The organism is Streptomyces sp. NPDC002206 (assembly GCF_053593595.1).
Genome location: NZ_JBSFCW010000024.1, coordinates 38,663 through 59,151 on the forward strand (window position 1 = coordinate 38,663; position 20,489 = coordinate 59,151).

The following is a 20,489-nucleotide window of genomic DNA, read 5'->3' on the forward strand; positions in this document are numbered from 1 at the left end:
CCGCGATGCGCCCGCACGCCCCGCTGGGGCCACCTCCGCCAGGAGCGTGGCACCAGCGGGTCGTTCCGTATGGCAACCAGGCAGTGGCTACTGGACGGCCGGTGCCACGGACCTGCCGTCGGAGGACCCCAGCCCCGGCGACCCCTGCGCCACACCGTCGGGCTCGACGTCAGTGGGCTGACAGCACCTCGGCCAGGTCGTACCCCACCACCTCTTCCAACTGCGCATACGTGCAGCCGCCGGGGGTGCGGTCCGGCCGCCACCGGCGGAACTGGGCAGTGTGCCGGAACCGGTCGCCCTCCATGTGGTCGTACGCCACCTCGCACACCCGCTCCGGACGGAGCGCCACCCACGACTGGTCCTTCTTCGCGGACCACCGGCTCTGCGCACCGGGCAGCCGGGCGCTCTCGTGCGCGGTGGCGTCCGCCCAGGCCGCCCACGGATGGTCGGCGGAGTCGGTCCGTAGTGGCTCCAGCTCCGCCACCAGCTCCTCGCGGCGCTTCATCGGGAAGGCGGCGCACACCCCGACGTGCTGCAGGACGCCCCCGGAGTCGTACATGCCGAGCAGCAGGGAGCCGACGATCGGGCCGCTCTTGTGGAAGCGGTAGCCCGCCACCACACAGTCGGCGGTCCGCTCATGCTTGATCTTGTACATGACGCGGGCGTCGGGGCGGTACGGCAGATCGAGCGGCTTGGCGACGACACCGTCGAGCCCGGCCCCCTCGTATCGCTGGAACCACTCCTGGGCGACGGCCGGGTCCGTGGTCGCGGGGGCGAGATGGACGGGGGCCGAGGCACCGGACAGCGCCGCCTCCAGCACCGCGCGCCGGTCCACCTGCGGGGTACCCAGCAGGGAGTCGTCGCCCACCGCGAGGATGTCGAAGGCGACCAGGCTGGCCGGAGTCTGTTCGGCCAGCAGCCGCACCCGTGAATCGGCCGGATGGATGCGCTCGCTGAGCCGGTCGAAGTCCAGCCGGCCGTCGTACGCGACGACGATCTCCCCGTCGATCACACAGCGCGGCGGCAGATTCTCCCGAACCGCCGTGACGAGTTCAGGAAAGTAGCGGGTGAGCGGCTTGCCGGTGCGGCTGCCGATCACCACCTCGTCGCCGTCGCGGTGCACGATCGCCCGGAAGCCGTCCCATTTGGCCTCGTACTGCATCCCGGGCGGGATTTTGGACACGGACTTGGCGAGCATCGGCTTCACGGGCGGCATCACCGGCAGATCCATGGAGCGATTCTTACCCGGACAGCCCGATCAGGATCCCGATATGCGGCATATGTGAGCCCGGCCTAGCGTGGCCCCATGGGCGCAGCGGGAACAGCGGTGGAGCTGGATGCGGACGGGCGGGCGGTGCGGCTGTCCAGCCCGGACAAGGTGTACTTCCCGGAGAAGGGCTACACGAAGAGGGACGTCGCCGAGTACTTTCTCTCCGTGGGTGCCGGGATCACCCGCGCCCTGCGAGACAGACCGACCACCCTCCAGCGCTTCGTGGACGGCGTCGACGGCGACTTCTTCTACCAGAAACGCGCCCCGAAGAACCTTCCCGACTGGATCCCCACCGCCCGGATCGCCTTCCCCAGCGGCCGGCCGGCCGACGAGATCTGTCCCACCGAAGTCGCCGCCGTCCTGTGGGCGGTCAACCTCGGCACGCTCACCTTCCACGCCTGGCCGGTACGGAGCGCCGACACCGACCACCCCGACGAGCTGCGCATCGACCTCGACCCGCAGCCCGGCACGGACTACGCCGACGCGGTCACCACCGCCCATGAGCTGCGGGCCGTCCTCGACGACCACGGGCTGCGCGGCTGGCCCAAGACCTCCGGCGGCCGCGGCATCCATGTCTTCGTACCGATCGAACCCCGCTGGACGTTCACCGAAGTCCGCCGCGCCGCCATCGCGTCCGGACGCGAACTGGAACGCCGGATGCCGGACCGGGTGACCACCGCCTGGTGGAAGGAGGAGCGCGGCGCACGCATCTTCGTCGACTTCAACCAGACCGCCCGCGACCGGACGATCGCCTCCGCCTACTCCGTACGGCCCCACCCGCACGCCCCGGTCTCCGCACCTCTGCGCTGGGACGAGATCGACGACGCCGAGCCGCGCGACTTCGACATCAGGACGATGCCGAAGCGGTACGCGGAGGTGGGCGATGTGCACGCGGACATGGACGACCACGCCTTCCGGCTCGACGGTCTGCTGGAACTGGCGGACCGTGACGAGCAGGAACGCGGGCTCGGCGACATGCCGTACCCGCCGGAGTACCCGAAGATGCCCGGCGAACCCAAACGGGTCCAGCCGAGCCGCGCCCGGCACGACGAGGACGGGGATGCATGAGCGCGCCCGACCTGGAGCCCGTCACACCGCACGGGGAACATGCCCGGCCCCCGGCCCGCGGTGACCGATGGGCGGCGTTCAAGGCGTCCCCATATCTGCCCGCCGTCGTACTCCTGTTCATCATCGCGGCCGCGGCCGGTCTCTTCGCCGGCTCCTACACGTACGCGATGGCCAACCCGACCCCGCGCAACATCCCGGCCGCCGTGGTCGGCGACCTCGACACCGTGCGCGACAAGGTCTTCCTCGACCGGCTGGAGGGCGCCCTCGACACCTCGCTGGTGCTCCGTGAGTACGCCACCGAAGCCGAAGCCCGCACCGCACTGGAGGAGCAGAAGGTCTTCGGCATCCTGCGGTCCGAGAACGGCGGGGTCGGCCTGGATGTCGCGAGCGCGTCCGGAGCCTCGGTCGCCCAGTTGCTCGCCGAATCCACCCTGAAGGTGGGGGAAGCGGCCCATGTGCCGGTGAAGGTCACCGATGTGAAGCCCCTGCAGCGGGGCGACCCGCGGGGCCTCGCCCTCTTCTACATCTCGCTGGCCGCGGTGATCATCGGATTCATCGGCGCCATCCAGCTGAGTGTGCACGCCAAGGCGCTGCGCCCCCTGGACCGGATCGGGTTCACCGTCGCCTACGCCCTGCTCGGCGGGTTCGCGATCGCCGCCGTGGTGGACTGGCTGCTCGGCTCCGTCAGGCTGCCGTTCCTCCAGTCGTGGATGATCCTCGCCCTCACCATGTTCACCACGGGCATGGTCTTCACCATGTTCAACGCCCTGATGGGCCGCTGGGCGATGATCCCCACCTGGGGCCTGATGGTGCTGCTCGGCAACCCGTCCTCAGGCGGTGCGGTGTCCTGGCCGCTGCTGCCGTCGGTTCTCGGCTTCATCGGTCGCTGGCTCCCTCCGGGCGCCTCGGTCAACGCCCAGCACGCCGCCGTCTACTACCAGGGTCACCAGCGGGTCTTCCCGTACCTGGTGCTCGCCGGATGGTTGCTGGTCTCCTGCACCGTGTTCCTGGTGTGGCGCCACCGGCACCCGCAAGACCGCGACCACATGCCTCAGCATGCGGCCGCGGCCACCTGACATCTCCCTGAGCGGTTACAGCTCCTTGATCCGGATGTCGCGGTACGAGACCACATCCGTGGTGCTGAGGACCTGGAGTCCGATGTGGCCGGAGGAGAACCTGCGGCCGTCGGTGCCTGGGGCGTCGCCCCGCGGCGGCTCGATGACCTGACCGCCGGTGTTGTCGAACTCGTTCAGCAGGACACCGTTGCGGTAGACCAAATAATGCTGGTCCACCACCCTGCTGGTCGCCAAGGCGGACGGCACGGTCCCGGGCTACGACCCGCACGACATGCACGACATGAAGACCGACCCGCCGAAGGCTGAGAAGTCCTGAGGGTCAGCCTCCGGTCGTGCCCGTCGCGAGGCGCAGCTGTTCCTCCTCGACGATGCGCCGGGCCAGGCTTCTCTCCGACACGTCCACGGCGTCCGGTGTCGTCTCGGCGACATCGCTGCGCCGTGCGTACGCGTCGAACAGCCGCTCCTTGCGGGCCAGGATGTCCAGCATCCGCTGGTCGACACTGTCCGTGGCGAGCAGTCGGTGCACCTGGACCGTGCGTATCTGCCCCATCCGGTGGGCGCGGGCCACGGCCTGGTGCTCCATCGTCGGCTTGATCTGCGGCTCGCAGAGGATGACCACCGACGCGGCCTGCATGTTCAGTCCGACGCCCCCTGCCTGGATCTGGCTCAGCAGGACGGCATGGCCGTCCACCGCACTGAACTCGTCGATCAGCTCCTGCCGCCGGGCGGCCGGGAGGTTCCCGGAGACCGGTCCGAACATGCCCTCGCCCAGGGCCTCCCGAACCGTGGCGAGCACCTCGCGGAAGTACGAGAACACGACGACCTTGAGCCCGTTGCCGGCGGCCTCCGTGACCAGCTCGCGCAGCCGGTTCAGCTTCGCCGAGGTCTCGGGGCGGGCGTACGCCGCCCGGCGCATCCGCATGAACTGCCCGGCGGCGACCGCCTCGCGGTAGACGGTGAGATCGGCCTCGCTGAACTCCTCCCACTCGTCGACCTGCACCAGTGCCGGGAGTTCGGTCAGCACGTCCTCCTGGTTGCGGCGCAGATAGGCGGGCGCGACGGCTCTGCGGAAGGCGTGCGAACCCGCGACACCATGGGTGGTGCTGATGGACGGGGCCAGTTCGGGCTGGAGATGGCGGACCAGGCTGCGGAACTCCTCGACGCGGTTCTCCATCGGCGTACCGGTCAGGAAGAGCACCCGGTCGGTGTGTCCTGCCCAGCCGGACACCGCGCGCGAGCGGCGGGTGGCCGGATTCTTGACGTAGTGGGCCTCGTCGACGACCAGCATGCCGGGCCGCTTCCCGCCGTCCCGGGCGGCCGGCAGGGTGTGCAGAGCGTCGAACGTGGTGAGGGCGACCCCGCCGCGCTCGTGCCACTCGGCGAACGCCTCCTGCCGCTCGGGGCCGTGCACCGGCAGGACCCGCAGCGTGGAGCGGGCCCGGACCTCGCGCGCCCAGTTGATCAGCACGCTCGCCGGACACACCACCAGGAAGTGCGTCTCGCCCCGCGCCGAGAGATGCGCGAGCGCGGCAATGGCCTGCACGGTCTTGCCGAGCCCCATCTCGTCGCCGAGAATCACCCGCTTCTGCGCGAGCGCGAAACGGGCGCCGAACGACTGGTAGCCGCGCAGCGAGACCCGCAGGTGCGCGTCGTCGAGCCGCACCCCGCGCACCCGGTCCGCGATCCCGGAGGGGAGGAACCCCTCGGCGGCGTGCCGGTCGGGGCCGGTGCCCGACACCTCGGCGAGCAGGCTGTAGTACTCGGCGGACCGCAGCTCGAAGTCGACCCAGGCCGCGACGTCCGACTCCGGGGCCCGCAGCAGATCGACCGACACCTGCCCGAACAGCAGCGGAAGGCCGCGCTCCGCCGCGTCCGCGACGACGGTCCGTACGGACGCGACCGCGGCGAGCGCCGTCGCGCGGGCCTGCCGGCCGGAGAACAGCATGCGCAGCCGCCCACGGGCCGGCCAGGCCTCCGCCAGCAGCGGCTCCAGCCGGCCGACGAGCCGTCGGGCCGCGTCCACCGCGCGCCGGACGTCCGGTCCGGCCTCGACCATCCGGTGCAGGGCCGTGATCAGGGCGGTGGTGGACTCGTCCGGCGCTTCCACATCGATCCGGACTGCGACCGTGTCCCGGACCGCGTGGGCGATCTGCCCGGCGGCGGCCAGCACCTGGTCGGCGGTCTGCGCACCGACACCGGGAATCTGACGGAGCTCGTACCGGTTGGCCTCGTGGACCTGGCCGACGGTGGCGTAACCGGCCTGCTCGACCGCACCGATGCGCAACCGGCCCTCGGTGACGTCCTTGAGCCGGGAGACCGGGATGGCTGCCAGCTCGCGGTGGATCAGGGAGTCGAGGATCGGGGTGAGTTCGGCGTGTATGGCCTCGACGGCGCGGGCGTGATCGGACAGCACCGCACGCGCCGCGCCGAGCAGCTGCTCGGCGCGCGCGAGCAACTGCCGGGCGGCCTTCCCCGTCGGAGCCCCGGTATCCGTCTCCCCGGCCTCTGTCATGTATGTTCCTCTGTCCGCGCAGCCCCGCTGCCGTCTTGCCCGACACCTGCCCGAGTGAGACATATCGTGCCACGGGCCGATGACAGGAACGGCCGGGCAAGGCAGCGACGGTGGACGGTCAGGGTGCGGGCGGGCGGCGTTCGGCCGGGAAAAGCAGCAGGACCTCCAAAAGCCGCGCACGGGTCCGCGCCCGGGTCAGGAACCACTCGGTGCGCGCCTGCGTGATCAGCGCGGACGTCGCCCCACCGCCGGACCGAACCGCACATGACCTGCGTTGTCCAGCACCGACCGCCGGCGCCCGTAGTGCGGGCGCGGATGCACTGCCTCGGGCACGGCGGCGGTGCGATGTGAGGCGGGGAACTGCGGTGCGGTCGGCGGGGGGCGCGTCGTACGCTCCCGCCGTGAGCCCCTACCCGTTCTGCTACCGGATGACCAAGTACGACCCCGCCGACCGCGACCCGTACGGCAGGTACACCGGCGCCGAGGACTCGGTCAGTGACCACGGGCCGGTCGAGTCCGCCTATCTGGAGTCGGTGGCCGCGTTTGCCGAGGACACCGGAATCCACCACCTGACGATCCGGGAACCGGAGATCGCCGGTTACGTCAACTTCGGCCTGGAGGCGCCGGTCGCCGGGCACGGCCTGGCCGGGCTTTTCCCGCGCGGCCTCACCGGTTACCACGACGGAGCGGAGGTACCCGTCGCGGTCGGACTGGAACTCGTCCGGGCCATGCTCCGCGACAACGGAGCCTGGTGCCGACTGGAGGCGGAGGGCGTATTTGCCGTACACGTCGGGTACGACCAGTACGTCTACGTGTCCAGCAGCGAGCCCTGCGACGGGGCCGTGGCTCGTACCCGCGCACGGGGACTGTTCCCGGAGCGCATAGAAGCGTCCCCCTACATCCCGGACTTCGAGCACCAGTCCGTGGAGCAGCGGCCGTCTGGCAGCTCCTGTACCTGACCGTACCCAGGGGCGGGACGCTGCTCCTCGAAGAAGGCTATGTCGGGAATGCCACCCGCTGGCACCGCGTCACGCGCGCCGGTATCGAAGACGTCCGGTCCGGACTCGCTCCTCGCGCGTGGCTGAATGTGTGGCCGGACTTCCTGTCCCCCGACGTCGATGCCGTGCTCGGCGCGCTTCCCGACGAGTACGGCGTCGAGTTCGTCATGGCGGACGCGGCCGGACGAATCAGCAGCTTCATCGCCCATGAGGCGTCCGCGGCCGAACTGAGAACGATGCTGGCCGGCGCCCGTGCAGTGGGGGCCATGTCCTTTCTCGTCGACGAGCGCGAGCAAGAGCCGCTGTTCACCGCCGTGTTGCCGGACCAGGACGGTGTGCTCCGGGCCCGGTGGAGAACAGATCCGACGCCGAGCGACATCCGCTGGTCCGCCCTCCACAAGGTGACCCGCGGCGAGATCCGTACCGGCACCGTCACCTCGATCGCCCCCTACGGGGTGTTCGTCGACATCGGCGGGACGGAGGGCATGATCAATGCCGCCGAACTGTCCTGGCAGTCCTTCGCGCAGTACACCGATGTCGTCGAAGTCGGCCAGGAGGTCACCGTAGAGGTCCTCGATGTGGATCTGGCCCGGGAGCGGATCTCCCTCTCCCGGAAGGCGCTGCTGGAGGACCCGCTGCTGTCGTTCGTGTCGCGCGTCGGTGAGATCGTCTCGGGGCGCGTCACGAAACTGGTTCCCTTCGGTGCGTTCGTCCGCATCGGAGGCGAAGAGGACGGGTTCGAAGGGCTGGTCCACAACTCCGAGTTGGCCGAAGGAACGGTGGCGAGACCCGAGGACGTCGTGACGGTCGGGGACGAGCTCGTCGTGAAGATCACCGAGGTGGACCGCGAGCGCCACCGCATGGCCCTGTCGCACCGGCAGACTCGCCTCTGATCTCGGGGCGGGGGCGGGGGCGGGGGCGGGGGCGGGGGCGGACGGCGGACGGCGGCGGAACTACGCGCCGAGGTCGACCACCGACCAGTCCGTGCCCCCACGCTCCCGCAGATGGATGCGGGAGCCTCGGCAGACCACCGCGCTCGGGCCCGGCACCTTGCCGTCCGGCCGGACCAGCGACGTCGTCGGCTGCGTCGGCTCGACAGCCGTCCCGGTGATCCGGCCGTGTTCCAGCGTGCTGTTGCCGGTCAGGAAGACGACCCGCTCGTCGTTCACCGCGAGACCGCGTACGCCGCTCACCGATGTGGGGCGCACATGTACGGTCCCGTCGCCGCGGACCTCGATCAGCGGGTAGTGCATGAACGGGCAGGCCCAGGCAGTCCCGCCGTCGACGTTCAGCGCCGTGCAGTCCGACATGTCGATCAGCCCGGGGCCGGGGCTGAACGACCAGAGTGGTTCGCCGGTGCTGCTCCAGCGGCGCAGTCCTGGATGGCTGAGGGAATCCTTGCCGTACACGCCCTCATCGAAATAGCCCACCCATAGATCGCCCGCCTCGTCGGCGATCAGATGCGCGATGGCGTCACCCATCCGGAACGTCCAGGACGACCGGCCCAGCGCGTCGAAGACCTGCACATGCTGCTGGTCGTACGGGGTCAGGGGAAGGGACTCCATGGGTGCTCCTCGGCAGGAATGCAAGAACGCGGAATGTGAACCGATCTGCTGCGGTGGAGAGCAGGGACCGGCGGCGCGTGGGCCGAGGGGCGGAACAGGGGCCGCCTACGAGGCATGGGCCTTTCTGGTCGTCATGAGCCGATCATCCATGAGGGCCGTGCTCCGGCGCAATGGATTCCGGCGTTGCGCGGACCGCGGTTGTCAGTGCCCGGTGCAAGACTCGGAAGGTCAGGAGATACCGCTGCAGTACAGGTACGGGACTCGCTGAAGGAGCCGCGCGATGCTCACCACCGATTTTGTCACCGGATCCCCCAACTGGCTCGATCTCGGCACGCCCGACCTCGATGGGGCCACCACCTTCTACCGAGGCCTCTTCGGCTGGGATTTCATGCCCGGCGGTCCCGAGACCGGCGGATACGGGATGTTCGAGCTGGACGGGAAGTCGGTCGCGGGCGCGATGACCGTCCCGCCGGAGCAGGCGAAGTCGTCCTGGTCGGTCTACTTCCAGACGCCGGACGTCGATGCCACCTCGAAGTCCGTCGAGCAGGCCGGCGGCGTGGTGCCCTTCCCACCGATGGACATCCTCGACTTCGGCCGGATGGGCGGCTTCACCGACCGGGGCGGGGCGTACTTCGGGACCTGGCAGCCGAAGAAGGTCCCGGGCCTCGGCGCGGTGGGCGTTGCGCGCACGCTCTGCTGGGCCGAGCTTTACACCCCGGACGTGCCCGCGGCCGCCGCGTTCTACCGCGCTGTCTTCGGGTGGGACACTGCCCGGACGCCGTTCCCCGGCGGCGGCGGGTCCTACACTGTGATCCGCACCGAAGGCGGCGGCGAAGAGGCCGGATTCGGCGGGGTCGTACCCCTCAACACGGTTCCGACCCAGGCAGTTCTGGGACCGCACTGGCTGCCGTACTTCGAAGTCGACGACTGTGACGCCGCGGTCGCGGACGTCGAGCGGCTGGGCGGCAAGCTGACGCTGGAACCCATGGACATGCAAGGGGTGGGCACGCTGGCCAATGTCGCCGATCCGTACGGGGCACACTTCGCGGTGATCAAGAGCGCCGAGACGCCGGGGAGCTGACCGGAGGCCGTGCGAGCTCCGCATTGATGCGTCGTTGATCAGTCGTTTATCGCGACCGGGCACTGTGTCCGCCATGCTGATCAACACCGTGACCGACCCCGCACTCGCCTGGCAGGAGACAGCGCTGTGCGCGCAAGCGGGACCCGAATTCTTCTTCCCTGCCCCCGGCAGCTCCACACGTGAGGCCAAGCAGTTGTGCAACGCCTGCGAGGGCCGGGAAGCCTGCCTGGAGTACGCCCTCGACAACGACGAGCGGTTCGGCGTCTGGGGCGGCCTCTCGGAGAAGGAGCGGGAACGGCTGCGCAGAGTTGAGCGCAAGCAGGCCTGAACTTCCCCTGTACATGCCACAATTCGGCCCTGCGCATTCCTGAGTCCACAGTCCAGGGGGAGCCGAGTTGAGCGAGTACGACTACATCGTCGTCGGGGCGGGTTCGGCCGGCTGTGTGCTGGCCGCGCGACTCTCCGAGGACCCCACCGTCCGGGTCGCGCTCGTCGAGTCGGGCGGGCGTGACCGAAAGCCGGAGATCCGGATTCCGGCCGCCTTCCCGAAGCTCTTCAAGACCGCGTACGACTGGGACTTCAGTACGGTGAAGCAACCGGCCCTCGGCGGCCGGGAGCTGTACTGGCCCCGAGGCCACACCCTCGGCGGATGCTCGTCGATCAACGCCATGATGTGGGTGCGCGGGCACCGCGACGACTACGACGCCTGGGCCGGGTCCGCCGGTGCGGACTGGTCCCACGATGCGCTCGTACGGTATTTCCGCCGAGCGGAGCGGTGGACCGGCCCGGCCGGCGACGGCACGGTGTACGGCACCGAGGGCCCCCTCTTCATCTCGCCGCCACGCGCCCCCAGCCCGCTGACGGCCGCCTTCCTCGACGCCTGCTCGCTGGAAGGCCTGCCGTTCCTGCCCGAGCTGAACGCCCCCGACCACAGTGGCAGTGCCCTCACCCCGGTCAGCGTCCGCCGGGGCCGCCGCTGGAGCGCCGCCGACGGCTACCTCAAGCCGGCCGGCCGCCGCGCCAACCTCGACATCCTCACCGGAACCCGCATCCGCAGCCTGGCCTTCGACGCCGACGACTCCACTCGCGTGACCGGCGTCGTCACCGAGCGCGGCCACGGCGCGGCCACGCTCACCGCACGCCGCGAGGTCATCCTCAGTGCCGGAGCCATCGGATCACCGCAGCTGCTCCTTCGCTCAGGCATCGGCGACCCGGACCAGCTGCGTGAGTCCGGCATCGAGGTGCGGGCCGCATCCCCGGACGTGGGCCGTCACCTCCAGGACCATCTGTCCTTCGCCGTGACCGTGCACTGCCCGCAGCCGGTGACCATGACCGGAGCCGACAGTCTCGCCAATGTCGGCCGCTTCCTGCTGGCGCGTCGTGGGCCGCTCACCTCGAACCTCGCCGAAGCGGTGGCGTTCATCCGCTCCACCCCGGAACTCGCCGCCCCCGACCTGGAGCTGATATTTGCCCCGGCTCCGTTCATCAACCACGGCCTGACCGCCCCGACCGAACACGGCATCACCATCGGCGTGGTTCTGCTCCAGCCCGAGAGCGCCGGCCGTATCACCCTGGACCCGGACACCGGCGAGAACGCCGACGGCGCCCCAGGTGTCCGCATCGACCCCGGCTATCTGACCGCCGAGTCGGACCTGCAGCGCATGATCGCCGGAGTCCGCCGCGCCGAGTCCCTGTTCGCCGCCGCGCCCCTGGCCGCGCACACATCGGGTCCGATGGGCCCGTACCCCGGCCCGGTCGACGACGCGCATCTCGCCGAGGCGATCCGTACCGGAGCCGAGACGCTCTACCATCCGGTCGGCACCTGCAGGATGGGCGAGGACGCGGAGTCGGTGACCGACCCCCGGCTTCGGGTGCGTGGCGTGGCAGGGCTGCGGGTGGTCGACGCCTCGGTGATGCCACGCATCACCCGCGGCCACACCCATGCGCCCACGGTGGCCATCGCCGAGCGGGCGGCCGAAATAATTCGTGAGGACGCAAGGGTGACAGCTGGTTAGGATCTCCCCAATGCCCGGACGTAGCGCAGAGGCAGGCGCGCCGCCTCGCCGAGGCGGATACGCCGGTTCGAATCCGGCCGTTCCGGCAGGTCGTCCTCTTGGGGCCCCGTAGCGCAGAGGCAGTCGCGTCCGCACTGCATGCGGAAAGACGCCGGTTCGATTCCGGCCGGGGACCACGAGGGGCGGATCGATGGACAGTGGCATCACGGACGCGGAGCTGGCGGCCTTCGACCGGCTCGTCGGCCGGCTCCGGGCGCTGCCCGCCGACGACCCCGCCCGGCTCCGCGCCGAACAGGTCGCCGCCTCGTTCACCCGCGACGGCCGGCTGGGGCGCCGCAGGATACGCGGCGAGCAGCAGATCATGGCCGACGCAGCCGTCACCTCGGCGACGGCGACCGGTGCGGCCGACCGGCGCGAGGACGCCCCGCTGGATTCCGGCGCGGTACCCGTCCGTCCGGCGGGAACGCTGGCGCGGGCCCGTCGTTGCTACATCTGCAAGATCCGGTACCGGCAGGTCGACGCCTTCTACCATCTGCTCTGCCCGGACTGCGCGACGGAGAACCGGTCCCGTCGCGCGCTCTCCACGGATCTGTCGGGACGCCGCGCCCTCCTCACCGGAGGCCGGGTCAAGATCGGCTTCCACCTGGCGCTGATGATGCTGAGGGACGGCGCCGAACTCGTCGTCACCACGCGCTTCCCGCACGACACCCTGCGCCGCTTCCGGGCCGTCGAGGACAGCCCGAAATGGCTCGACCGGCTCACCGTCGCCGCCGTCGACCTCCGCGACCCGCGCCAGGTCCTCGGCCTGTGCGAGCAATTGCGGGAAACGGGTGAGACGCTCGACATCCTGATCAACAACGCCGCCCAGACCGTGCGTCGTCCACCACGGTCGTATGCCTCGCTGGCGGCGGGGGAGCACGGAACACTGCCCGCCGGTGTGCTCCGTGCCCCCGGTTATGCACCCATGACCGCCCTCGAACGCCCCTCCGCGTCGAGCGCACTGGCGCTTGTGCTGTCCGACGCGGGGGAGACCGGACTGCTGCCCCGCACCGACGACGCGGGTCCGCTGCCCGCCGTCGACGAGGCGGGCCTGCTCCCCGACACCGCGCCCGTGAACTCCTGGTCCGCGCGGATCGGTGAACTCGACCCCGTCGAAATCCTGGAGACCCAGCTCGTCAACGCCCTGGCCCCCGCGTTCCTCTGCGACCGGCTGCTCCCCCTCCTGCTGGCCTCCCCGCGGCCGCGCCGCTACATCGTCAATGTGACGGCGGTGGAAGGCCGGTTCGCGGTACGGAACAAGACCGGTGGGCACCCGCACACCAACATGGCGAAGGCCGCACTCAACATGCTGACCCGCACCAGCGGCGCCGAACTCGCCGCCCAGGGCGTCCATATGTGCGCCGTCGACACCGGCTGGATCACCGACGAGAATCCGGTGCCGAAGAAGGAACGGATCGCCGCAGGAGGCTTCCGTACTCCCCTCGACATCGTGGACGGCGCCGCCCGCGTCTATCACCCGGTCGTGTGCGGCGAGGCGGGATCGCCCGTCTCCGGCGTCTTCCTCAAGGACTACCGGGAAGCGGCATGGTGACTCCGCTGCCGCACGCCGGAGTCCCCGCCGTGCATGCCGATGTCCCCGCCGTCCGCAGCGTTCACCGGGACGCTCGTGGCACTTCGTTCCCGGAAGGAACAATCGCCCCATGGTGAAAGCTCTCCTGGACGCCCTCGATCCGCTCCCGTATCCGCAGCGCATGCGGGAACTCGCCGCGCGGGCACGCAGGCTGGCCGCCGACGGCGAGCTGCGCCCGGTCCTGGCGGAGCTGGAGCGGCGTGGACCGTACGAGCGGGGCCTCGCCGTCATCGCCGCGGCCGTCGGCCGGGACAGCGACTGGATCACCGCGCACCTCGCCGACGAGGACACCTTCGTGCAGGGCCACGCCCTGCGGGTCGCGCACAGCCTTGACGTACCGGACACGGCGTACGAAGCGGCGCTCGACGATGCCCCCGAAGCCGGACGCCGCAGACTGCTGCGTGCCGTCGTGGACGGGCACCGCACCGCGCTCGCCGACCGGCTGATCGACGGGGTGCGCGCCACCTGGGGCGACGCCGAGGCGGCCCGTCTGCTGCCGGGCTGCTCCGCCGAGACCGTGACCCGACTGCTGCCGGAGCTCTTCCACGCGGTGTCCTGCTGGTCCGCGTTGGGCCGCCGCCACCCCGGCCCGCTCCTCGACGCCGCGGAACGCGAACTGGCCGCCAAGCCGGAGGCATCGCGTGACGGATGGTGGCAGTGGTACGGGCACGACCGAGGGATCGCCTCGGCCGTCACGCACCGTCCGGAGCGGGTCCTCGACCTGCTCGAACGGTACGGTCCGTCACAACTGCCCGCGCCTCTGCGCCGCCGGCTCGGCATCCTGGTCGCCGCCGAACCCGCACGCGTCGTACGGCTGCTGCTCGGCCACCACGGCTTCGCGATCCGTCGCAGTGGCGCACTCACCCGCACCGTGCTCCGCCGCCTGGCCGACACGGTGCCGGAGGAACTCCTGGTCGAACTGGGCCGCGCCATGGACGGGTTCTCCGAGCAGAACCGGCTGATCAAGGCGCTGCCACCGGGCCGTCGTGGAGCCTTCCACACCGCGGTCGCCGACGGTCAGGGCGACGGCTCGCGGGTGACCGTCGACGCCACGCTGCTCGATGTGCTGCCCCGTACCTCCGTCGTGGACCAGGCGCGGCGGATGGCGGACCGGGCCCGGGACCGCGGCGCCCCGTGGTTCACCGTGCTGCTGGCGGAGTCGTATCTGCCCGTCGGTGAGGTGCGGGAGAAGCTGCTCGCCGCCACCCGGCGGTCTGCCGCGGACGACCGTGCCGAAGCCTGGCCACTGCTGATCCGCAACGCCGGACGCTCCGGCGACCCGGCCGCCGTCGCCGTTGTCCTGGACGACATGGCGAGGCTGCGCAACGAACAGGATCCCGTCAGGTCCGCCGCGCTGCGCGCGCTCCTCGCCGTCCCGCCGGCACTCCTCACCGACGATGTGGAACCGCAGCTGGACCGGTTGGCCGCCGACGTCGTCGAGGCCCGCGACTCCTCCCCGTACACCCGCGAAACGCTGAGCTCCCTCGCTGTCACCGTGCTGCGCACGCACACGGTCACCGGGCAACGTGCCCTGGTCAGCTGGGCGTTGCGTACCCTGACCAGGCTCTCCGGGAACACCGGCGGCGCCGACCTCGGCCGGCTCGACCGCACCCTGCGGCGCGGCCAGGAGCACACGGTCTTCGAGGCGCTGCGCCCCTGGCTGGAGGCGGGCGCCGAGAAATCCGACTACGGTCTCGTCCTCGCCCTCACCCGGGCGGTGGGCCGCCGCGCGGCCGCCATGGAGGACCTGCAGGAACTGCTGTGGCAGGCCGTGCGCTTCGGGACCGGCTCCACCTCGCAGGCCGCCGTCGACCTCTGGCTGCAGCCGCGCGCCGACCGGGACGTCCGCGTCGAACGGATCCTCGCCCGCGAGCCGTCGGCCGCCGTGCTCCCCGCCGTACTCTCCGTCCTCACCCGGCGGCGCACCGATCTGCTCGACCGATTCCTCGGCGACACCCCGCCGTACGGACGGTTCCTCACCCATGGCACGCCGTGGACCGTGCCGGTCGGGCGAGAGGTGCGCCGCTGGGTGCCACGTCAGATGCGGGCCGCCGCCCGTGCGCTGGAGCAGTCGGCGCAGGACGAGAAGTTGCCGCTGCACGCACGGGCGGCGGCGATCGGACAGCTGGCCGCGGTTCCGGAGTCGGGGGCGGAGGCGCTGAGCCGCTGGACCGGTTCGTCCGACGTGGTGCTTGCCGAGGCGGCACTCGCCGCGCTCGCCCGGACCGACCGGCCCGCCGACGTGTTGCCCGAACTGCTCGCACATACCGGAGACGACCGGGCCCGGGTCGCGGTGTACGCGGCGAGCCGCGTCTCGCGCCACGTCCGACCGTCACGGCTCGGTCCGCTGCTGCGCGAGCGGGTGGCGCCCGGTACCGGCAAGGTCACCAGCCGCAAGGAGGCCGTGCGACTCGCCGCGACCCGGCTGCCGGCCGGTGAGGCGGCGGGCGTGCTCGCCGAGGCGTACGCACTGCCGGGCCAGCATCCGGATGTCCGCGCTGCGTGCGTGGCCTTCGGTACGGAACTGCTCGGTGACGAGCGGATGTGGGAAGTGATGGCGGACGCGGCGACCGGCGGCCGGGCACTGCGGACCGCCGTGCTGCGGGTGGGTCCGGCCGAGCTGCCCGAGGCGTACCGGCCGCGTTACGCGCGCCTGGTGCAGCAGGTGTGCGCCACCGACGACGAGGACCTGGCCGCGCTCGCCCACCAGGCGCTGGCCCGCTGGGTGCCGTGGGCGCCCGGGGCCTGCGCGGTGCTTGTCGACGCCCTCACCGACCTGGACCGCCGTCGTGGCTGGCAGTCCGCCGCCGCTGCGCTGACCGGCGCGGCCTCCGCGGCGCCGGAGGCGGCCGGTGAACTGAACCGGGCGCTACGGACACTGGCCACCACCGACACCGCCGACGAGGCGGGGTCCGAACGGGACCGGCCCGCCCGGCAGCGGATCGATCACCTCGTGAACCTGTTGACCGCACGGGCCGTGACGCACCCCGAAGCGTTCCGGGCGGAACGTACCGCCGCCGCCGATATCCTCGCGGCGCACCGCGGTTTCGTACCGCAGGCTGCCGTACTCCTCGCCCACGCGCTGGACCTGGACGCCGGTCCCGACCCGCTGCACTCGGCGCTGGTCCGGCTGGCCCGTCTGCACGAGGGGCGGCCCGTGCTCGCTTCCCGTACCGCGCAGACGCTCGCCACCCGGATCACGTACGTACACCGGAACGGCATCGGAGACACCGACACCCTGCTCACTGTCGCTGCCCGGCTCGGCGCCACCGGAGACACCGCGGAAGGGCTGTTCGCCGCTGCGCTCACCGCGACAGGCGGCGCCCGCACCGCGTGGACCGGGCCCTGGCGCACCCAGCTGAGGCTGCTGCGCCAGCACCCGGTCCCCGACGTGCGCGACGCCGCCTACGCAGAGGTGACGGCCCACGAGTGAGCGGGCTCGTGGGCCGTCGGTGAGCGGTGGGATCCGTGGGTCAGGCGCCCGCGCGGGCGGCCATCCGCGCCTTGCGCGCGGCCAGCTTCTCGTCGAACTTGGCCGCCTCGCTGTCCAGGCCGCCCATGTACAGCCCCAGCTCCTCCTGCGCCTTCAGCCCGTCCGGGCCGAGCCCGTCGATGTCCAGGACCTTCAGGTAGCGCAGCACGGGCTGGAGCACGTCGTCGTGGTGGATCCGCATGTTGTAGATCTCGCCGATCGCCATCTGCGCGGCGGCCCGCTCGAAGCCGGGCATGCCGTGGCCGGGCATCCGGAAGTTGACCACGACGTCGCGCACGGCCTGCATCGTCAGGTCCGGGGCGAGTTCGAAGGCCGCACCGAGCAGGTTGCGGTAGAAGACCATGTGCAGGTTCTCGTCGGTGGCGATGCGCGACAGCATGCGGTCGCAGACGGGGTCGCCCGACTGGTGACCGGTGTTGCGGTGCGAGACGCGGGTCGCGAGCTCCTGGAAGGCGACGTACGCCACCGAGTGCAGCATCGAGTGGCGGTTGTCGGACTCGAAGCCCTCCGCCATGTGCGCCATCCGGAACTGCTCCAGCTTGTCCGGGTCGACCGCGCGCGAGGTGAGCAGGTAGTCGCGCATCACGATGCCGTGCCGGCCCTCCTCGGCGGTCCAGCGGTGCACCCAGGTGCCCCAGGCGCCGTCACGGCCGAAGAGGGAGGCGATCTCGTGGTGGTAGCTGGGGAGGTTGTCCTCGGTCAGCAGGTTCACGACCAGTGCGATCTTGCCGATGTCGGTGACCTTGGACTGGTCCGCCTGCCAGGCCTCGCCGTCCTCGAAGATGCCGGGGAAGTTCCTGCCGTCCGAGAACGGCACGTACTCGTGGGGCATCCAGTCCTTGGCGACCTTGAGATGGCGGTTGAGCTCCTTCTCCACCACCTCTTCCAGGGCGTACAGCAGCTGGGCGTCTGTCCACGCCTGCGAACTGCCGAGGTGGGGAGAGGTGATCGTCACGGGGGCTCCTGGGGACGGGAGAATTACTTACGGCCTCGTAGGTTACGAGACCGTAGGTTAAGGCGGGAGTAAGGCCCCCGCCAAGCCCACTTACCCGAAGTTCGCTTACGTACCGTTATGTACGCAGGTCACGCTGGGTGTGCGGAGAGGTACATCACGCAGTTCCCGAGTGTCGCGAACTCACTGATGCGGGGGTACGGCGGCCGGGACCGCGCCCCGGCGGCGAGCGCTCCCGCCGCCCGCCGCCCGGTCCTCATCCGTCCGCCGATCCGCCCACCCCCTCACATTTCCGCGCGTACCACCTCGGCCGTCGTGTCACGCAGTTCGCCGTCGAGCAGCAGCCAGCGCGTGATCCCGAGCGACTCCAGGAACGGCACATCGTGGCTCGCCACGATCAGCGCCCCCTCGTACGACTCCAGAGCCGCCGTCAGCCGGCGCACGCTCGCCATGTCCAGGTTGTTCGTCGGTTCGTCCAGCAACAGCAGCTGCGGTGCCGGCTCGGCGAGCAGCAGCGCAGCCAGCGCCGCACGGAAACGTTCCCCGCCCGACAGCGTTCCCGCAGGCCGGTCCGCCCGCGGCCCCTTGAACAGAAAATGCGCCAGCTTCGCCCTGATCCGGTTCTCCGTCGCATCCGGTGCGAACCGCGCCACGTTCTCCACGACGCTCAGGCCGTCGTCGAGCACATCCAGGCGCTGCGGAAGAAAACGCAGCGGCAGATGGGCCGTTGTCTCACCGGCTGCCGGTGTCAACTCGCCGGCCAGCGTGCGCAGCAGAGTCGTCTTGCCCGCGCCGTTGCGGCCCACCAGGGCGATCCGCTCGGGGCCGCGCACCTCGAACTCGCCGCGCACCCGCGCCCCGTGAGCGAGTTCCAGGTCGCGCAGTACGAGCACCCCCTGGCCCGGATGGACCTTTGTGTGAGGCAGTTCGACCCGGATCTCGTCGTCGTCGCGCACGGCCTCGACAGCCTCGCCGAGGCGTTCCTTCGCCTCGGCCAGCTTCCCGGCGTGCAGGACGCGGTGCTTGCCGGCCGATACCTGGGCGGCCCGCTTACGGTTGCCCATGACCGCCTTCGGCTCGCGCTTGGTGTCCCACATCTTCTGCCCGTAGCGCTTTCGCCGGGCCAATTTGACCTGGGCATCGGCCAGTTCGCGCTTCTGGCGTTGTACGTCGGCCTCGGCGACCCGCACCATGCGCTCGGCCGCCTCCTGCTCGACGGCGAGTGCCTCCTCGTACGCCGTGAGGTTCCCGCCGTACCACGTGATCTGACCGTCCCGCAGATCCGCGATCTGGTCGACACGCTCCAGGAGGTCACGGTCGTGACTGACGACGACCAGCACACCCGTCCAGGCACCGATCGCTTCGTACAGCCGCCGGCGGGCGTACAGATCCAGATTGTTCGTCGGCTCGTCCAGCAGCAGCACCCCGGGACGGGCCAGCAGGAGTGCGGCGAGGCGCAGCAGCACGCACTCGCCGCCCGACAGCTCGCCGATGGTGCGGTCGAGTCCGATGTGACCGAGGCCGAGCTGATCGAGGGTGGCACGGGCGCGCTCCTCCACGTCCCAGTCGTCACCCACGGCCGCGAACCACTCCTCGCGGACGTCACCCGCCTCGATGGCGTGCAGCGCGGTCCGGGTGTCCGCGATGCCGAGGGCGGCATCGACCCGCAGTGCCGTGTCGAGGACCAGATTCTGCGGCAGGTAGCCGATCTCGCCCAGTGTCCGGATACGGCCGTCGGTGGGGGCAAGTTCACCGGCGATCAGCCGCAACAGTGTTGATTTTCCACAGCCGTTGAGACCGATCAAACCGGTCCTTCCGGGTCCCACGGCCAGCTGGAAGTCGTCGAAGACCTCACTGCCGTCAGGCCAGGCGAAGGAGAGCGACGAACAGACGATGTGAGTCATGGGGGCAGACATACGGATCTCCCGGTTGCGAGGAAGGACAGGAGGCAACGGGTGAGACACCGGTCAAGGGCGTTCCACGGGCATGGCACACGGCCAAGGAGGAACCCCGGTTGCGGAGGACGGCTCGAAGAGCTGAGGTCACACTCGGGCGCGCAGACATGACAGACATGGACGGGCATGAACTGTCCGGACACGGCGCGCAACGCGGTGTCTCACGGCCTCAGACGAGCAACGTCCTTCTCCGATCCGACGACAACAAGGACGTCACGAACGGTACGACCGGGCTTCGCGGCGCAGCAAACGATTTACGTCGATCCCGGCCGCGCCGACGGGTGCGGCGGAACCCGGACCGCTGGAGCCGCCGGGGGAGTCCGGGTCAGCAGGCTCCGCCGAGCAGGTCTGCCAGACTGCGGTCGAGATCCAGGTACCGGTGCTCATCGCCCGGCGGGACCAGCGCCTGCGCCCGCCGGAGGAAGCGACGCAGCTCCCCCGTGCGGACATGCACCATCGCGATGCCCTCGGCGGCATGGAATTCCAGAACCGTACGGTCGTAACCGAACGGCCTGATCCGTACGTCCCCGACCCCGGCCGGCGCGTCCATGCCCGCCGCCAGCAGTTCGCGGGAGAACTCCCAGGCCACCTCGGCGCCTTCCAGCGTCGCCGGGGCAGGGAACGCCATGCGTACGGCGAACGGGTCTCTGCGGTCGTACTGCAGCGTGGCGGGAAGGGTCTCCATGCGTGGCGCGGACGCGACCATGCGGGCCTGCACGGACTGCTCGATAACGATGGACACGACCTGCTCCCCCTCGGGCCGGATGAACGGTAGCCGGCACCGACAGAGACGACAGAAGTCTCCGAACCGTGCCCGGGGGACGGCGTGAGCTGCGTCACCGTACGACGCCGCCGCGATCGGACGTCCGCTTCG

Annotated in this window: 15 protein-coding genes, 2 tRNA genes and 1 pseudogene; 11 read left to right on the forward strand and 7 right to left on the reverse strand. The window is 70.7% G+C overall.

Translation table 11 applies throughout. The features are described 5' to 3' along the window. Positions 1 to 169 precede the first annotated feature (169 nt). The gene (locus tag ACWCP8_RS30570) at positions 170 to 1,231 is read right to left on the reverse strand and encodes an ATP-dependent DNA ligase (RefSeq protein ID WP_352269254.1); all 1,062 of its coding nucleotides are present in this window, start codon (positions 1,229 to 1,231) and stop codon (positions 170 to 172) included. Between the two features lie 96 nt (positions 1,232 to 1,327). Here ACWCP8_RS30570 and ligD point away from each other — a divergent pair, with 96 nt between their 5' ends. Further along, complete coding sequence (gene ligD / locus ACWCP8_RS30575; protein ID WP_451119448.1) at positions 1,328 to 2,338, forward strand: non-homologous end-joining DNA ligase; 1,011 nt, start codon at positions 1,328 to 1,330, stop codon at positions 2,336 to 2,338. Further along, positions 2,335 to 3,414 carry an ABC transporter permease gene (locus tag ACWCP8_RS30580; protein ID WP_352269252.1) on the forward strand — a complete coding sequence of 360 codons (1,080 nt, stop codon included), beginning with the start codon at positions 2,335 to 2,337 and terminating at the stop codon, positions 3,412 to 3,414. Before ligD ends, ACWCP8_RS30580 begins: the two co-directional genes overlap by 4 nt. A gap of 15 nt (positions 3,415 to 3,429) precedes the next feature. On the opposite strand, the pseudogene ACWCP8_RS30585 reads toward ACWCP8_RS30580, so the two are convergent. Further along, positions 3,430 to 3,636, reverse strand: a pseudogene (locus tag ACWCP8_RS30585) (hypothetical protein); the annotation flags it as partial. 97 nt (positions 3,637 to 3,733) lie between these two features. Continuing rightward, complete coding sequence (locus ACWCP8_RS30590; RefSeq protein ID WP_451119395.1) at positions 3,734 to 5,926, reverse strand: DEAD/DEAH box helicase; 2,193 nt, start codon at positions 5,924 to 5,926, stop codon at positions 3,734 to 3,736. Positions 5,927 to 6,327: 401 nt separating this feature from the next. Here ACWCP8_RS30590 and ACWCP8_RS30595 point away from each other — a divergent pair, with 401 nt between their 5' ends. Further along, entirely contained in the window at positions 6,328 to 6,885 is a 558-nt protein-coding gene (locus ACWCP8_RS30595) for a hypothetical protein (RefSeq protein ID WP_451119397.1), read from the forward strand. A 128-nt stretch (positions 6,886 to 7,013) separates the two neighbouring features. Beyond that, a complete protein-coding gene (locus ACWCP8_RS30600; protein WP_451119399.1) occupies positions 7,014 to 7,817 on the forward strand; it encodes a S1 RNA-binding domain-containing protein in 804 nt (267 codons plus the stop codon). Between the two features lie 60 nt (positions 7,818 to 7,877). Here ACWCP8_RS30600 and ACWCP8_RS30605 read toward each other — a convergent pair whose 3' ends face one another. Next, complete coding sequence (locus ACWCP8_RS30605; protein ID WP_451119401.1) at positions 7,878 to 8,489, reverse strand: hypothetical protein; 612 nt, start codon at positions 8,487 to 8,489, stop codon at positions 7,878 to 7,880. A 280-nt stretch (positions 8,490 to 8,769) separates the two neighbouring features. On the opposite strand from ACWCP8_RS30605, the gene ACWCP8_RS30610 reads away from it, so the two are divergent. The 7 genes from ACWCP8_RS30610 (at position 8,770) to ACWCP8_RS30640 (ending at position 16,648) form a co-directional block, all read left to right on the forward strand. Next, positions 8,770 to 9,570, forward strand: a complete 801-nt coding sequence (locus ACWCP8_RS30610) for a VOC family protein (protein WP_352269245.1) — start codon at positions 8,770 to 8,772, stop codon at positions 9,568 to 9,570. Positions 9,571 to 9,643: 73 nt separating this feature from the next. Further along, positions 9,644 to 9,898, forward strand: a complete 255-nt coding sequence (locus ACWCP8_RS30615) for a WhiB family transcriptional regulator (protein WP_093779462.1) — start codon at positions 9,644 to 9,646, stop codon at positions 9,896 to 9,898. Positions 9,899 to 9,965: 67 nt separating this feature from the next. Next, the gene (locus ACWCP8_RS30620) at positions 9,966 to 11,585 is read left to right on the forward strand and encodes a GMC family oxidoreductase (protein ID WP_352269244.1); all 1,620 of its coding nucleotides are present in this window, start codon (positions 9,966 to 9,968) and stop codon (positions 11,583 to 11,585) included. A gap of 14 nt (positions 11,586 to 11,599) precedes the next feature. After that, positions 11,600 to 11,672, forward strand: a tRNA-Gly gene (locus ACWCP8_RS30625). Positions 11,673 to 11,687: 15 nt separating this feature from the next. Continuing rightward, positions 11,688 to 11,761: transfer RNA gene (locus ACWCP8_RS30630), tRNA-Ala, on the forward strand. A 14-nt stretch (positions 11,762 to 11,775) separates the two neighbouring features. Then, entirely contained in the window at positions 11,776 to 13,176 is a 1,401-nt protein-coding gene (locus ACWCP8_RS30635; protein ID WP_352269243.1) for an SDR family oxidoreductase, read from the forward strand. Between the two features lie 109 nt (positions 13,177 to 13,285). Further along, the gene (locus ACWCP8_RS30640; protein WP_451119404.1) at positions 13,286 to 16,648 is read left to right on the forward strand and encodes a hypothetical protein; all 3,363 of its coding nucleotides are present in this window, start codon (positions 13,286 to 13,288) and stop codon (positions 16,646 to 16,648) included. A gap of 40 nt (positions 16,649 to 16,688) precedes the next feature. On the opposite strand, the gene ACWCP8_RS30645 is transcribed toward ACWCP8_RS30640, so the two are convergent. The 3 genes from ACWCP8_RS30645 to ACWCP8_RS30655 all read right to left on the reverse strand — a co-directional run bounded on the left by ACWCP8_RS30645 (position 16,689) and on the right by ACWCP8_RS30655 (position 20,357). Then, positions 16,689 to 17,663 carry an acyl-ACP desaturase gene (locus tag ACWCP8_RS30645; protein WP_352269241.1) on the reverse strand — a complete coding sequence of 325 codons (975 nt, stop codon included), beginning with the start codon at positions 17,661 to 17,663 and terminating at the stop codon, positions 16,689 to 16,691. 281 nt (positions 17,664 to 17,944) lie between these two features. Further along, positions 17,945 to 19,576 carry an ABC-F family ATP-binding cassette domain-containing protein gene (locus tag ACWCP8_RS30650; RefSeq protein ID WP_352269239.1) on the reverse strand — a complete coding sequence of 544 codons (1,632 nt, stop codon included), beginning with the start codon at positions 19,574 to 19,576 and terminating at the stop codon, positions 17,945 to 17,947. A gap of 364 nt (positions 19,577 to 19,940) precedes the next feature. Then, a complete protein-coding gene (locus ACWCP8_RS30655; protein ID WP_355767896.1) occupies positions 19,941 to 20,357 on the reverse strand; it encodes a spore wall synthesis regulator SsgD in 417 nt (138 codons plus the stop codon). Positions 20,358 to 20,489: the final 132 nt, after the last annotated feature.